General features: G+C 36.4%; 13 protein-coding genes. 8 read left to right on the top strand and 5 right to left on the bottom strand.

All coding sequences use genetic code 11. The annotated features are described in order from the left end of the window. Window positions 1–5 precede the first annotated feature (5 nt). Window positions 6–1,265, bottom strand: a complete 1,260-nt coding sequence (locus QP953_RS10240) for a DUF1343 domain-containing protein (protein ID WP_309554909.1) — start codon at window positions 1,263–1,265, stop codon at window positions 6–8. A 214-nt stretch (window positions 1,266–1,479) separates the two neighbouring features. Here QP953_RS10240 and QP953_RS10235 point away from each other — a divergent pair, with 214 nt between their 5' ends. The 6 genes from QP953_RS10235 to QP953_RS10210 all read left to right on the top strand — a co-directional run bounded on the left by QP953_RS10235 (window position 1,480) and on the right by QP953_RS10210 (window position 7,747). Further along, entirely contained in the window at window positions 1,480–1,971 is a 492-nt protein-coding gene (locus tag QP953_RS10235) for a YkgJ family cysteine cluster protein (protein WP_052598627.1), read from the top strand. Window positions 1,972–2,104: 133 nt separating this feature from the next. After that, window positions 2,105–3,394, top strand: a complete 1,290-nt coding sequence (locus QP953_RS10230; RefSeq protein WP_309554908.1) for a hypothetical protein — start codon at window positions 2,105–2,107, stop codon at window positions 3,392–3,394. A 92-nt stretch (window positions 3,395–3,486) separates the two neighbouring features. Then, a complete protein-coding gene (locus tag QP953_RS10225; RefSeq protein ID WP_309554906.1) occupies window positions 3,487–4,704 on the top strand; it encodes a class I SAM-dependent rRNA methyltransferase in 1,218 nt (405 codons plus the stop codon). 243 nt (window positions 4,705–4,947) lie between these two features. After that, window positions 4,948–6,177 (top strand): cysteine desulfurase-like protein, encoded by a 1,230-nt coding sequence (locus QP953_RS10220; protein WP_309554905.1) that lies wholly within the window; start codon window positions 4,948–4,950, stop codon window positions 6,175–6,177. Window positions 6,178–6,384: 207 nt separating this feature from the next. Then, a complete protein-coding gene (locus tag QP953_RS10215) occupies window positions 6,385–6,735 on the top strand; it encodes a hypothetical protein (RefSeq protein WP_052598623.1) in 351 nt (116 codons plus the stop codon). Between the two features lie 277 nt (window positions 6,736–7,012). After that, the gene (locus QP953_RS10210) at window positions 7,013–7,747 is read left to right on the top strand and encodes an ATP-grasp domain-containing protein (protein WP_052598622.1); all 735 of its coding nucleotides are present in this window, start codon (window positions 7,013–7,015) and stop codon (window positions 7,745–7,747) included. 58 nt (window positions 7,748–7,805) lie between these two features. Here QP953_RS10210 and QP953_RS10205 read toward each other — a convergent pair whose 3' ends face one another. Next, window positions 7,806–8,273 (bottom strand): DinB family protein, encoded by a 468-nt coding sequence (locus tag QP953_RS10205; RefSeq protein WP_052598621.1) that lies wholly within the window; start codon window positions 8,271–8,273, stop codon window positions 7,806–7,808. A gap of 186 nt (window positions 8,274–8,459) precedes the next feature. On the opposite strand from QP953_RS10205, the gene rlmF reads away from it, so the two are divergent. Both rlmF and QP953_RS10195 read left to right on the top strand, forming a co-directional pair. Next, entirely contained in the window at window positions 8,460–9,383 is a 924-nt protein-coding gene (gene rlmF, locus QP953_RS10200) for a 23S rRNA (adenine(1618)-N(6))-methyltransferase RlmF (RefSeq protein WP_309554904.1), read from the top strand. Window positions 9,384–9,515: 132 nt separating this feature from the next. Beyond that, complete coding sequence (locus QP953_RS10195) at window positions 9,516–9,896, top strand: nuclear transport factor 2 family protein (RefSeq protein ID WP_309554903.1); 381 nt, start codon at window positions 9,516–9,518, stop codon at window positions 9,894–9,896. A gap of 114 nt (window positions 9,897–10,010) precedes the next feature. Here the strand turns inward: QP953_RS10195 and QP953_RS10190 are convergent, their stop codons facing one another. From QP953_RS10190 to gyrB, 3 genes are all read right to left on the bottom strand, one after another. Continuing rightward, a complete protein-coding gene (locus tag QP953_RS10190) occupies window positions 10,011–11,480 on the bottom strand; it encodes a hypothetical protein (protein ID WP_309554902.1) in 1,470 nt (489 codons plus the stop codon). Window positions 11,481–11,589: 109 nt separating this feature from the next. Then, window positions 11,590–12,609: a bestrophin family ion channel gene (locus QP953_RS10185; protein ID WP_309554901.1), complete on the bottom strand. Its 1,020-nt coding sequence runs from the start codon at window positions 12,607–12,609 to the stop codon at window positions 11,590–11,592. Between the two features lie 206 nt (window positions 12,610–12,815). After that, entirely contained in the window at window positions 12,816–14,792 is a 1,977-nt protein-coding gene (gene gyrB, locus QP953_RS10180; protein WP_052598616.1) for a DNA topoisomerase (ATP-hydrolyzing) subunit B, read from the bottom strand. Window positions 14,793–14,819 lie beyond the last annotated feature (27 nt).

Below are 14,819 nucleotides of genomic sequence, written 5' to 3'. Positions count from 1 at the left end.
TTCAATTATTCAAAGTCTTTATACAATAAGTATTTTTTTCGCAACTTTTTATAGTTGTCCAAAGCCGCTTTCCATTCTTTTTGAATCGCTGAAATGCTCGTTCCTTCTTTGAGTTGCGCTTGCAAGGTACTGGTACCTGCTAATTTATCAAAGAAATTGTTTTTATTAAAAAATGCAGCTTGTTGGTCTTCGCTCAAATGAGTATAAAAATCGACCAAATAATTCAAGTTAAGTTGGGTGCTTGTTTGCAATTTTTCAATAGTCAGTTGGCTCAAATCATACCCTTTGCAAGACAATCCTTCGTGCTTGGGTTTTTTCGCTCCTTCTCTGGGTATGGGTTTGAAATTATAGTTTCCAATAGAACAATCTGGATGACCATATACTTGAAATTGCTTGGTAGTTCCTCTGCCCACACTAACTGTTGTGCCTTCAAACCAACACAGGGAAGGATACAGATAAATACTTTTCATATTTGGTAAATTAGGCGAAGGTGGAATAGGCAATTGATAAAACTTAGTATGGTCATAGTTCAAACATTCTACATGATACAATTCACACTGCACCTCATTTTCTAGCCAACCCTCCTCGTTTATCATATGTGCATATTCCGCTATCGTTAAGCCATGAACAACGGGCACAGGATGTAAACCGACAAAACTCTTTTGATCCTTTTCTAAAACTGGACCATCAACATAATGCCCATTAGGATTGGGACGATCCAAAATTAACAAAGGCACATTGTTTTCTGCACAAGCTTCCATCACATAGGTCATCGTCGAAGTGTAGGTATAAAACCGAGTTCCTACATCCTGAATATCAAATATTACTAAGTCTAAATCTTGGAATTGTGTCGCATTGGGTTTTCGGTTTTTGCCGTATAATGAAACAATTGAAATACCAGTACGAGCATCTAGACCATCTTTAAGTTTTTCTCCTGCGTCTGCCTTTCCTCTAAAACCGTGTTCAGGGGCAAATATTTTTTTTATATCAAACCCCATTCTAACCAAAGTATCTACCAAGTGGTGTGTTCCTACAGTAGATGTGTGATTAACCACCAATCCCAAACGTTTGTCTTTTAAGAAATCAACATATTTATGAAATTGAGCCGCAGCAGGAACAATATCCATATCAAAACCATCTACTTTTTGTATTTTTGGAAGAACAACATCTGTTTCTAGCTTAGAATCAGTAGATTCTGTCGCATAAAAATACCATCCTAATGGTACTTGAATAATAACTCCGAGTATAAAAAGAATTGAGCGCATAGATGGATTCTGTTTTAGATCTACTTTAAAAACGAAAAATTACAAAGTATTTATTAGAAATTGATAACTTGTCAACAGCTATTTTTATTATAACAATGGTCAAAACTTAAATGCAGTCACAGAGCAATACAATTCAATCGCATCAATAAAGTATATGACCTTTGATCGTTGAATTGGCAATGTATTTAACGACATCAATACTTACAGTTAGTTTATGGAAGATCTTATTCAAAGTTGGAAGAACAAAAAGGATGGAGCAAAAAAATCACTCCAAAAATTCACCAAAAAACTGCATCAACACCGCGGCAAACATTTGGACCAATTTGCAAGCTTAACACATGAAAAAGTCTTTCAAAAAATTGATTGTTTAGATTGTGCGGGTTGCTGTTCGGGCTTGCCGCCCATTGTTAACAAAACAGATGCCCAACGCATTTCTAAAAAATTAGGGCTTTCTTTAGCTACGTTTGAAAAAGATTTTTTGACTACAGACGAAGACCACGATACTGTTTTAAAGCAAACCCCTTGCCCATTTCTATTAGAAGACAACAAATGTTCTATCTATGAGTTTCGCCCAAAGGCTTGCCGTGAATACCCACATACTGATGTCAACTTTTCTAAAAACTTGAGTTATCACGCTAAGAATGCCTTGTATTGCCCTGCAACCTTTCATATTTTGGAACAATTAAAGAAAAATGTTCCCGTTTAAAATTGGCTTGATTAATCGACCAAATTCTAGTAATTTTGCTTCTTTTTACAACCAGTAATTGTTTCAAAAAATTTCTAGCATCCTATTTGCATTAGGTATCCTTACTACTCTAATTATTATAATATCTTGTCTTATGCAACATACATTTTTCATCATCTTAGCTGCAAGTCTTTTGGTCCTCTCTTGTGGGGATCATAAGCCCCCAAAACTTGACCCAGATAGCAATCGTGGATTAAAGCCGTTTGCCTATGCTTCTATTGACATAGAACCAACTAAATTTACAATTGACAACAGTCGAGACACCCTAGTTTTTGGAGCAAATGATTTTTTTATTTATGTGCCAGCCAAAGCGTTTATTGCCAGAGGTAGTAATACCATGGTAGACTTGTATCTAAAAGAATACCACTCTCCTTCTGCTGCTCTAGCACAAAGTATTTCTAATGCAAGTTTGGATCACCACCTTTTAGCTGCTAGCAAAGTTATTTACTTAGAAGCCAAACAAGGTATTAACACCCTATCCATTTCCCCTAAACACGACTTGAGAATACATTTTAAGAAAGATAAAAACACTCCTGAAATTGGTTTGTGGAGTGGTCACCCACAAGCTTGGACACCTATAAAATTTGATCAGCCCCGTCTGTTTAACCATCGCCTAAAAACAGGTCAGTATAAGGAAGCTCAATTTGCTGATGGCAGCTCTATTGAACTTTGGGAAGACAAAAACCTCACCATTCGTAAAGAAAAAGAAGAACAAGAACTTTGGGACAACGAACAGCATTTGCACCTAGACTATACCATCAATAAATTAGGAAAAATAGAAAATGTTGCTTTTGAAGAAAAAGTCAATACCAATTTCCAAAAGAGAATTTTAAAGGTAATGAAAAACTACCCTATTTGCAAACCATTTTTAGTCAATGGACAGCCTACTGTTGTTAGTGGTCAATATATTTTTCATGTCCATCAGGCAGAACCACATTACAAAAAAGACATCCACTACATCAATATTCTAGGGAAAAAATATCCTAAACTACAGGCACAAAAAATTAGTCACATAGATCAGTTAGAATTTAAATATCATATTTTTAATATTAGTAAGTTGGGTTGGATTGCTGCGGCCAAAGCAATAGATAGTCCAGATCCTGTTAACTTAGTTGTAAAAGTAGAACCTACGTTTTTAGCAGAAGTAAAATTGATGCTTCAAAAATCAAAAATTATTCTTACAGGAAAACGAGAAGGCAATCAAGTCAGCTTTTCTGACTTGCCCAAGAATGAAGCCATTCAAATTATTGCTTTTGGAGAAAAAGACAAACAACCCGTTTTGGCTTCGACCAAAGCCAATTCTTCTGATGGAGTTATCGAACAATTACAATTTTCTTCTTCTTCGTATCAAGCGATCAAGGATGCCTTAAAAAAAGTTAAGTAACTGGTGCTACGTTAATCAATTTACTTCCTTACCTTTGGAGCGATAAGAGCATTTCTTGTATTAATATCGTCTTGTACGTAGACCAATATTTCATGATAATAACATTTCCAAAATTTGAGATCAAACGTCTTGCTATTAAACTCAAACCTGCCGCCGAACGAATGGTAAAAAAAGGGCATCCTTGGGTATTTGAAGGAGGAATCACTAAATTAAGTACTACTGGCAATGCGGGTGATCTAGCTATTATTTATGATAATAAAAAGAATAAGTTCTTAGCTTGCGGTCTCTACGACCCTGATTCTCCCATACGTATTAAAGTTTTACAAACGCATCAAGCTGCTACCATTAATGCGGCATGGTTTGAAGCCAAAATCAAAGCCGCTTATGAAAAACGGGCACCACTCTTGGCTACAGATACCAATAGTTATCGTTTGATTTATGGCGAAAATGATGGTTTACCCAGTTTGATTGCTGATGTTTATAAACATGTTATTGTCGTCAAACTTTATGCATCAATTTGGTTTCCCTATTTGAATGATATTCTACCGATCTTACTAGAAATCAGTAATTGTACAACAATGGTACTTCGTATGAGTCGTTTGTTGCAACAAAATCCCAATAATTTTGGTTTGGAAGATGGTCAAGTTGTCTATGGCGATTTAGAAAATGAGGTCGTTGTATTTAAAGAGCATGGTGTTAACTTTTCTGCCAATGTAATTCATGGTCACAAAACAGGCTATTTTTTAGATCATCGACACAATCGTTTAAAAGTTGGAAACTTATCAAAAGGGAAATCTGTGCTTGATGTCTTTGCTTATGCTGGAGGTTTTTCAGTGCATGCACTAGCCAAAGGCGCCACCCAAGTAGTCAGTATTGACATTAGTGCCCAAGCATTGACTGTCGCCCAACAAAATGCGGCTTTAAATCCTCATTCTGGTCAACACACCACTCTAGCCGTGGATGCCTTCAAAGGGCTTGAAGATTTGATTCAACAAGGTCAAAAATATGATATTGTAGTCATTGATCCTCCTTCTTTTGCCAAAAAAGAATCGGAGGTTGCTGGTGCCATCAACAGTTATAAACGCCTAGCAACATTAGGCAGTCAATTGGTTCCCAAAGGCGGTCTATTGGTATTGGCTTCTTGTACCGCAAGAATCAAAGCTATTGATTTCTTTGATGCCGTTGAAAAGAGCCTAAAAGCTAGTGGGAAACGCTTCAAAATTCAAGAAAAGACCTACCATGATTTGGACCATCCCATTTCTTTTCCTGAAGGGGCTTACCTAAAATGTGGTTATTATCTTTTGCAATAGTTTGTGGAAACGTCATTTAACAAGTATATTTCACATGTTTTATTATACGACCAAAATCTTGCGGTTAAATAAATGTACTTTTTTATCTTTTTGGTAACTAAGCTTGCGATCTCACGAGCGTAGCGAGCTAAAAAACTTGCTGGTTCATGACCGCAGGGAGTAACTAAGCTAACTACTACCCAAAAATAAAGAACAATTTATTGCTAAATATCTATTCTATGCATTTCTTAACACTCAATTATAATGAAACTTGACTTAGATTTTATTCGCAACGAATATCCCTCTTTAAGAGAAGATTATGTTTTTTTTGATAATGCTGGTGGTTCCCAAACTCTAAAAAGGGTCATGGATAAAATTACAGCGTATTATATGACCTCAGATGTCCAACTTGGAGGAACTTATAGCATCTCTACTCAAGCCAGAGAACGGGTAAACAGTGGTACGGCTCAGATTGCACAAACCTTAAACGCTAAATTTCCTCACGAAGCAGTCATAGGAAGTTCTTCGACTGCTCTCATTCGTTTGTTTTCTATTGTCATTGGCAAAACATTACAAGCAGGAGACGAAATTATTATTACCAATGCAGACCATCAAGCCAATATTAGCCCTTGGCAAAGTCTTGCAGAGCAGGGTATTGTTATCAAAACTTGGGAGTTTAATACAGAAACCTTTCAATTAGAATTGGAAGATTTAAAACAACTAATGTCAGCAAAAACAAAATTAGTTGCCTACTGTCATGTTTCCAATATTTTTGGAACGATTCATCCCGCCAAAGAAATCAATGCGTATATCCACCGTCAAGGAGCACTTGCTTTTGTAGACGGTGTTGCTTATGCCCCACATCGCTTGCCAGATGTACAAGATATAGATGCTGACTTTTATGTTTATAGCATTTACAAAGTTTTTGGTCCTCATATTGGTGTTTTGTATGGCAAAGAAGAACATTTGTTGCGACTTCCAGGCATCAATCACTCAATTGTACCCAACGATGATTTGCCGTACAAATTTCAACCTGGCGGTCCTAATTATGAGTTAACTTACGCCTTGAATGGAATTTCTGAATACTTGCAAGCAGTTGCACAACACCACGGCATGAATGCGAACGAACCGATTAGAACTCAAATGCAATTCGCCTATGATTTGTTTGATGCTCACGAAGAAGCATTAGCTCAACATCTACTAAACTTTTTGGCGACCAAAGATAAGGTACGTATCATAGGAGAAACAACAGCTGATAAAGATGTTCGTGTTTGTACCATTGCCTTTGTGGTAGAAGGAATAAATAGTCCTGAAATTGATGCCAAAGTCGCAGCAAACAATATTGGTATCAAAACAGGCAACTTTTATGCAAATGGCATTACCAAAGCCTTAGATTTAGATCGTCAAGGAGGTGTGGTTCGTGTTAGCATGGCTCATTACAATACCTTTGAAGAATTGGAGCGCTTAATAGCTGTTTTGGATGACATTTTTTAGAATAAGTTATCACAACTTGTACCATACAATTTTTGACAAAAAAAAGTCGATGTGGAACTCTTTCTATTAACTTATTGTATTAACAGCTATTAAAAGTAGATTCCTTTTTAGCAATAGTTAGCGGTGTTGCTCTATTGATGTTTCACTCATCAGATGATAACAACACCGTTAACTACTATTTATTTTAATTTCAAAACTAACCAACACATGAAAAAACTAACTACAACCTTGTATCGTCCTGTCAATGACAAAGAACTATTCTTGATTCAAGAGCTTGACCACCGTGGTTTTCCTCCTCGAAAACCAGAACAGCCGTTCTTCTATCCAGTTATGAATGAAGCTTACGCTACTCAGATTACAAAAGATTGGAACGTAAAACAATATGGTATTGGGTATGTGACTCGTTTTGAGGTTAAGAATTCATTTTTGCAGCAATTTGAAATCCAAAATGTAGGCGCCCATCAACACAACGAGTTGTGGATTCCTGCTGAGTTGATGGATGACTTGAATGCTAATATTGTTGGCAAAATTGAAGTTATTTCAGAGTTTAAATCTTAATACTTTTTGAAAAAAATTGCGCTGCTCGTTACATTAATTCGTGGGAAAATCGCATCAGTTTGATTATCAATAGAATACATTTTCGCTACTTGATTCCTTAAAGAACTGGTAATCAAACTGATGCAAAGATGCTTTTTTAGTTTTTTACAAAAAAGCTAAAAAACTAAGCTTGCGCTCTCACGACCGCTGGGAGCTACCACGAAGTAGCAGTGCAGCTAAGTACTACGTTAAAACAATAGCTTTTAATGAGCAGTGTATTCTCTTAACAACGACCACTATGAAAGCGTATATTCAACATCGAGATACCAATCAACCTTTAAATATCAACTGTTACATTGCCTGTGAAGGGTTTCGCAGAATGGGATTTGAAATTGTTCATTTTGAATCTATAAAAGAAATTGAGAATTTAGAGCAAGAAGCAATAGTAGTAGCAGGCATTGGGGTTGTTTACCAAGCTTTGGAGCGTCATGGGATTGTTCCTCCTGAACCATTAGATTATCCCCCTTCTTTGCGTCATTTCTTAAAACGTCCTCTCAAAGAATCTACGATTAATACCATCGCTTCTACCCCTTCGGAGTGGGGACAATTTGTAAAACCCAAAGGTTTTGCTAAAAAATTTACTGGGCGTGTAGTTCATGGAACCAATGATTTAATTGGCTGTGGAGACAGGACGTTTGATGTGCCTGTTTGGGTATCGGGTGCTTTAGAAATTGAAACCGAATGGCGATGCTTTGTTCGTTATAATAAAATTGTCGGAGTTCGACCTTATAAGGGCAACTGGCGGAAGCATTTTGATTATAACGTTGTAGAAGCAATTCCTAAAGCATATGAAAATGCACCTAATGGCTATGCTTTTGATGTAGGAGTGACCAAACAAGGAGAAACAATTTTAATTGAGGCAAACGACGGTTTTAGCTTAGGTTCTTATGGTCTATTTTATATTGATTATGCCAAACTACTGTCTGCTCGATGGGCTCAATTAAATTCTGTTGAGGATTATTGTAATTTTTAAATCGTATTCTAAGTGGCTGTAAACTCTCCTTTCAAGCACTGAATAATATTCATTCCTACTAATCCCAAATAAATGGTCTCTCAACTTGCATCATTCTTAAATAAGAAATAAATTGTCCAGCATGGACAGATTCATGGTAGCCAATCCGAAGCAAATAATCTCCTAATAATCTTACTTTACCATTACCTGGATGCGTAATTTCTTTGTTGGCTAAATCATCTGCTGAAAATTGGCGAATACTTTCTAAAAATTGCTGGCGATACGGTTTTGCAAATTCAAGTTCATCCTGCAAACTTACAAACGGTCGATTTTCCCAAGGAGAAATATAACTCGACATATCTCCTTGGTTAATAATAATATTCCACCCATGATCTGCTCCCAAAACATGTCGAATCATTTCGATGGCTGTCATGGCTTCTTTATCTGGCTTCCAAAAATAACGTTCTCTTGGAAGTCCTTCCCATAGTTTAATGCTTCGTCTCCGAATTTCTTTTAAGTTAAGAAGTATGAATTCTGTATTCGTCATTGTTTTATTTTTTTTACAAATGTAACTTTTTTACATCAATTAATAATTTAAATAAATTATACCTTAGTTATTAATAGTCCGCTTATTTTTTAGTTTTTTTACAACCTACATTATCGATCTAAAAAACTACAACTAGTAACGACCAGCTATTCCACCCTTTACCTTTAAAGCATTACAATTAAATCAATGGCTAATCAAAAACATAAATCAGGTTTACATCCTCGCAACAAGCACAAAGGGCAATATGATTTTAATGAATTATTAAAACACAATCCCAAATTGCAAGCATTTATCATTAAAAACAAACAAGGGCAACAATCCATTGATTTTTTTGATCCCATTGCGGTAAAAATGCTTAATAAAACCTTGCTGAGTTATTACTATGCCATACAAAACTGGGATATCCCAGACCACTACCTTTGCCCTCCTATTCCTGGTCGTGCCGATTATATACACCATATTGCCGATCTATTAGCCAAGGAAAATGATGGTCTTATCCCCAAAGGAAAAAAAATTCGTGTATTGGATATTGGAGTTGGTGCCAACTGTATTTATCCAATTATTGGAGTAAAAGAATACGCTTGGTCTTTTGTTGGAGTAGATATCAATAAAGCTTCTCTCCAAAATGCACATGCTATTGTTCTCAATAATAAGACACTACGATCTAACATAGAACTTCGTTGGCAAGAGCATAGCGAACACATTTTTAAAGGCATTATCACAGCCAAAGATAACTTTACCCTATCTATTTGTAACCCACCTTTTCATGCCTCTGCGGAAGAAGCCAAAATGGAAGCCCTCAGAAAACTGAAGAACTTAGGCAAAAAAAATGTGATAGAACCAACTTTGAATTTTGGTGGTCAACAGCACGAATTGTGGTGCAAAGGAGGAGAATTGCAATTTCTAAAGCAAATGATAACACAAAGCAAAAGCGTTGCCAGTTCTGTGCGTTGGTTTACAACCTTAGTTTCTAAAGAAGCGCATCTTAAGCCTACCTATAAACTATTAAAAAAAGTAGGTGTAGCATATACCAATACGATTTCCATGGGGCAAGGCAATAAAAAAAGTCGTCTTCTAGTTTGGTCGTTTATACCCCAAACAATGGATTAATTGGTGTATTTAATGATCTTCTTTTTTGTAACAAGCTTAAGACAGAGACCTAAAAGTCCTACTTAAATAATGTTTTTTTGAACCTCTTTAGTTATAAATGTGTTGAGAGCATTATAAAAATAAATTGAAAATATGAGCAGACAAGATAATAAAAAAAATGCCATTGAATTTTATAAAATGGCCTATGAGGGTAATCCCCAAAAAGCTACCGAGCTATATGTTGGAGCACAATATATTCAACATAACCCTTCCGTTGGAGATGGCAAAGAAGCGTTTATTGCCTATTTCGAAGATTTAGCAAAAAATTATCCTCGCAAATCTATTGAGTTTGTTCGAGCTATTGCAGAAGGAGACTTGGTAGCCTTGCATACTCATCAAGTTTGGTCAGATGCAAACAAAGAATACGTAACAATGGACTTTTTTAGGTTTGACGAACAAGGAAAAATTATTGAACACTGGGATGCTATTCAGCAGGTTCCCCCAACATCTGCCAACAACAACACTATGTTTTAAAAGAAATGTCTTAGAGTTCTATTATTTAGTAGTTAGCTTAGTTACTCCCTGCGGTCATGAGCCAGCAAGCTGGGTGCGCTGCTACTTCGTGGTTTCAACGAACTATTGATTATTTTAAAAATCCCTATTTTTTTCAAAAATTTCAAATAGCTCTTGTTCATTGATAGATGACTTTTTAGCCAACTCCATATAAACCTCATAAATTTCCTCTCGAGCCATCGTATCTATCACTCCTTGAGTATCCATCTTATTAAAAACATCAATAAAGTTGGAAAACAACACTACTATAGTTTCTTTGTCCGACTGTTTTTCAATACCAGAATTAAGTACCTTAAAAGCTTTGAATGCTTTCTTGGCATTGGCAGTAGAGATGCCTTCTCTACCATCCCAACTTCGAAAAGGGTTGTTTAAATTTTCTGCCAACCATTTTTCATTACGTAATTTGGTTACACTCAAAGAAGAAACTTCTTTAAAATGCTTTTTTGCATACGTTCCCGCCTCTTTAGGAATACTAGTCAACCATAAAAACTCTAGATGAGGCAGCATTTCTGGAGCAGGAAAATCTTGCTTACCAAAACCAAACAAATCATTTAGTTGTAGATGTTCTAGGTGCTTAAATTTTCCAAAATAATTGAAGTGGTGAATGATTCCAGGATTTCCCCAAATAGCTATAGTCCGAAGATTAGGATAAAAACTTACCAACTGTTTAATGTCTATTTGATTGACCACCAAACGTATTTCTTCTAGATTGGGCAAATTCAAATTTGGCAGTTCAATATTTGACTTAAGAAGATACATATCCACTTCTAAAAACTTTCCCCCCAAAGGATGATGAATTTTCAACTTGTTTAATTGCTCTAAATCTCCTATAAAAGACACCGAACGAATAGATGCATTCAATATAAGCTCTTCGAGAAACGTAACATCCAATTCTAATTTCCTAATATTTGTTCTACTAATGTCCACTACTTTTTGTCGATGTTCTTTCCATTCTAAGGTAGATATTAACGGATTTTTTTCTACCAAAGGAATTAACTCATTGCTTGTCCCCCTATAATAAATATCTGTCAATGCAGGCATTTTTTGAAGCTCGGTAAGAAGTATTTCATCTTCTGGTTCTATATAAATTGTTGTTGAATCAATACGTCTTGAGCGTCCTCCTACCTCCACAGTCTCCTTAGATGCTTTCGCCGTTTTATAAGCAACTCGCAGCGATTTAGGCAACTGATTCCACTGATGTTGTAGTATCACTTGTAATACATTTTTGGGCCAACCTATGGAATAACTTCTAATCTCTAAATCTAAAATAGGAGTATTATTGCCGATGTATATAATCCGCTTGGGTACTCTTTTGGTGCCAATATATCGACAACTATATTCTCCTTTCCAATTATGATGATTAATTATCAAAGGTTTCAAATCAACCAAATTGGTAGCCGTCGGGATTTCATCAAAGGTATTTTCTAAATCTAAAAGAGCTATATTGCCCTTTTCATTCTCTTGTATCACTTGTATTAACGTCCATAATTGCAACACTTCATTCCATAAAGCATATACATCGCCTACCTTGGCTATTCCATTCATGATTATAACTATTAAAAAGGCTCTAGACAAACTCCATTGAAACCATGTAGTAATAGCGAATCGAGCTATGCGAACTCACAACCACAGGGACTAACGATCTAGAGTAAGGTTACAACAAAATTTTAAACTTAGTCACAGGCTTAATAGGTACAGGAAGATCCGTTTCATCTAGCATTTCTCTCAAATCTATTTCAATCGTTCTAGATAAAGAAGTCATTGGTACGTCATTAAACAAGCCCTCGAATGGATTTTCGCTAAAGTCACCAATAACCTCCATCGTATGAAAAACCCACGAAACAACGACACACAAAGGAACAGTCAACCAAATAAAACAACCACCTGTTTGGCTAAATTCATGAACCATTGCAAAGGGCAACAAGAAACTAAACAACCAAACAAAAAAGACATTCACAGAAGCGTATTGGCGAGGGAAAGGATAATTTTTAATTCGCTCGCACTTTCCTTGTAAAGCATAGAGTTTTTCAATTAATCCTTTCATTTCCATGTGCCTAAAATTATCAATCAACCCTTTGGATTTCAACTCTTTTAAATCTTTAGATTGCAAACTCAACAATTGAACAGCTCGGTTTGTCTTGGAACTGATGTAGGCAAAATCTTCTGTACTAATAAATTGTTTGAGATAATCGTACCGTTCTGGCTTAGGATCCGTATCAAAAGACATTCTATTTTGGGCTGATTTTTTATTGTTGTGCTCCCAAGGCTTGGGCTCTCTTAATTGAAACGTCAAGGCATACAACCAAGCAATATGTCGGTAGATTAAGCGACGGTGTATTTTTTGTAATTCGGTTTGAGAGAGGCGTTCATTGGCATATTCATTGGTTACAAAATCACGTGCCATGACTCCTAATGTTCGACTAGAGTTAACAATTCCGCCCCATATTTTTCGAGCTTCCCACAAGCGATCATATGCCGAATTATTTTTAAACCCTAAATAAAAAGCAATTGCTGTTCCAACTAAAGCTATCGGTAGCCAAGGTATTCCAATCCATTTTATTTCTAAAGTAGAATAAAGAAGCACTACAATAGTAGACCAAATTGCAAAAATAAGAATGTATTTACTAGTCCAAAACAAGGTATGTAAAAGGGAATATTGTCTTCCTGCGTGCATAATTGGATTGTTTTATAAATTAGTCGATTTCTTTCTAACAATAGTTAACAGCATTGATAACTAAACTGGCGATCTCACGAAGCAGCACGTAGTAGCAACAAACGATGAATCAACGATCCACGAAGTAGCACCATAGGTAATCACTATTCTTAATTCAATATAAAAAAAAAGCTGCTTGAATTGATACAAGCAGCTTCTGATATTTTTTAAACATTCACATTAGCATATTTGGCATTGGCTTCAATAAATGCCCGGCGAGGCGGAACCTCATCTCCCATGAGCATAGAGAATACAGCATCAGCAGATTCAAAATCCTCAATAGTAGCTTGGCGCAATGTACGAGAAACAGGATCCATGGTTGTTTCCCACAACTGCTCTGCGTTCATTTCTCCAAGACCTTTATAACGTTGAATATTTACACTCGAATTATCACCTCCCAAAGAAACAACTGCTTGATCACGATCCGCATCGTTCCAACAATAGATAGAACGTTTTCCTTTTTTAACCTGATACAATGGTGGTGCTGCAATATAAATATACCCTTTTTCGATTAATGGACGCATATAACGGAAGAAGAACGTTAAAATTAAGGTAACGATATGACTTCCATCTACGTCCGCATCACACATAATAATAATCTTGTGATAACGTAATTTTTCAATGTTCAACACACGCTCACCATCTTTTTCTTCGATACGAACGCCAAGTGCTGTAAACATATTTTTGATCTCTTCGTTCTCATAGATTTTATATTCCAATGCCTTTTCTACATTTAGAATTTTACCTCTCAAAGGCAAAATGGCTTGAAATTCACGATCACGACCTTGTTTGGCAGTACCTCCCGCCGAGTCTCCCTCTACTAAGTATATTTCCGATCTTTCAGGATCTTTAGAGGAACAATCAGCCAACTTACCAGGAAGCCCAGAGCCTGTCAAAACATTTTTGCGCTGCACCATTTCGCGTGCTTTGCTTGCGGCACTACGAGCTTTTGCTGCTAGAATAACTTTATCCATCAACATTTTGGCAGCATTCGGATTTTCTTCTAAGAAAATTTCCAACGCATTACGTACACAAGCCGAAACAATTGAGGTTACTTCAGAGTTTCCTAATTCACCTTTTGTTTGACCTTTAAATTGTGGTTCAGGAACTTTTACAGCAACAACAGCCGTTAGACCTTCTCTAAAATCTTCGCTAGATATTTTTACTTTTGCCTTAGAGAAAAGTTCTTTTGCCTCTCCATATTTCTTTAATACATGAGAAACGGCACGACGAAACCCATTGACGTGTGTTCCACCTTCTATCGTATTAATATTATTGACATAAGAACGCAATGTTTCACGGTAAGAACGATTGTATTGAAACGCTACCTCTACTTGTACGTTATCCTGTTCTCCTCGAACATGAACGGGAACATCGACCAATACTTCACGACCGCTTTGCTTGTCTATATGTTGCACAAATTCCAACAAACCACCTTCCGAAAAGAAGGTCTCAGTAGGAAATTCTCCTTTTTCGTCTGGTGTACGCAAATCTTGAAGGGTCAAATGCAAGCCTTTGTTCAAGTAAGCCAATTCTCGCAATCGTTTGGCCAGTGTTTCATAACTATACTCCAATTCCGAAAAGATTTCTGAATCGGGCTTAAATGTAATGATAGTTCCTGTAATATCGGTATCACCAATAATATCTACAGGCGATTGAGGTACTCCTCTAGAATACGTTTGTGTAAAAATTTTGTTTTCTCTATGCACTTCTGCACGAAGCATTATAGACAAGGCATTAACACAGGAGACACCTACCCCATGCAAACCACCAGAAACCTGATAAGTTTGTTTGTCAAACTTACCTCCAGCATGAAGTACAGTCATAACGACCTCCAAGGCTGATTTTTGGAGCTTTTGGTGCATACCTGTTGGGATACCACGACCATTATCTTTGACAGTTATAGAATTGTCATCATTGATAATAACTTGAATGTGGCTACAGTGACCTGCTAAATGCTCATCAATTGAGTTGTCCAAAACCTCGTAAACAAGGTGATGCAACCCTTTTTCATCGGTGCTCCCTATATACATTCCGGGACGCAAGCGTACAGCTTCTAATCCTTCAAGGGCAGTAATATTGTTTGCCCCATATTGACTATTATTTTGAGCTGTTTCCTCTTCATTTAATTTATCGTTTTCCATAACTACAAAGATACAAAAAAATCCCTA

Origin of the sequence: Aureispira sp. CCB-E (assembly GCF_031326345.1) — a bacterium.
In the GTDB taxonomy this organism is placed as follows: domain Bacteria; phylum Bacteroidota; class Bacteroidia; order Chitinophagales; family Saprospiraceae; genus Aureispira.
This window is presented reverse-complemented; position numbering and strand designations above follow the sequence as displayed.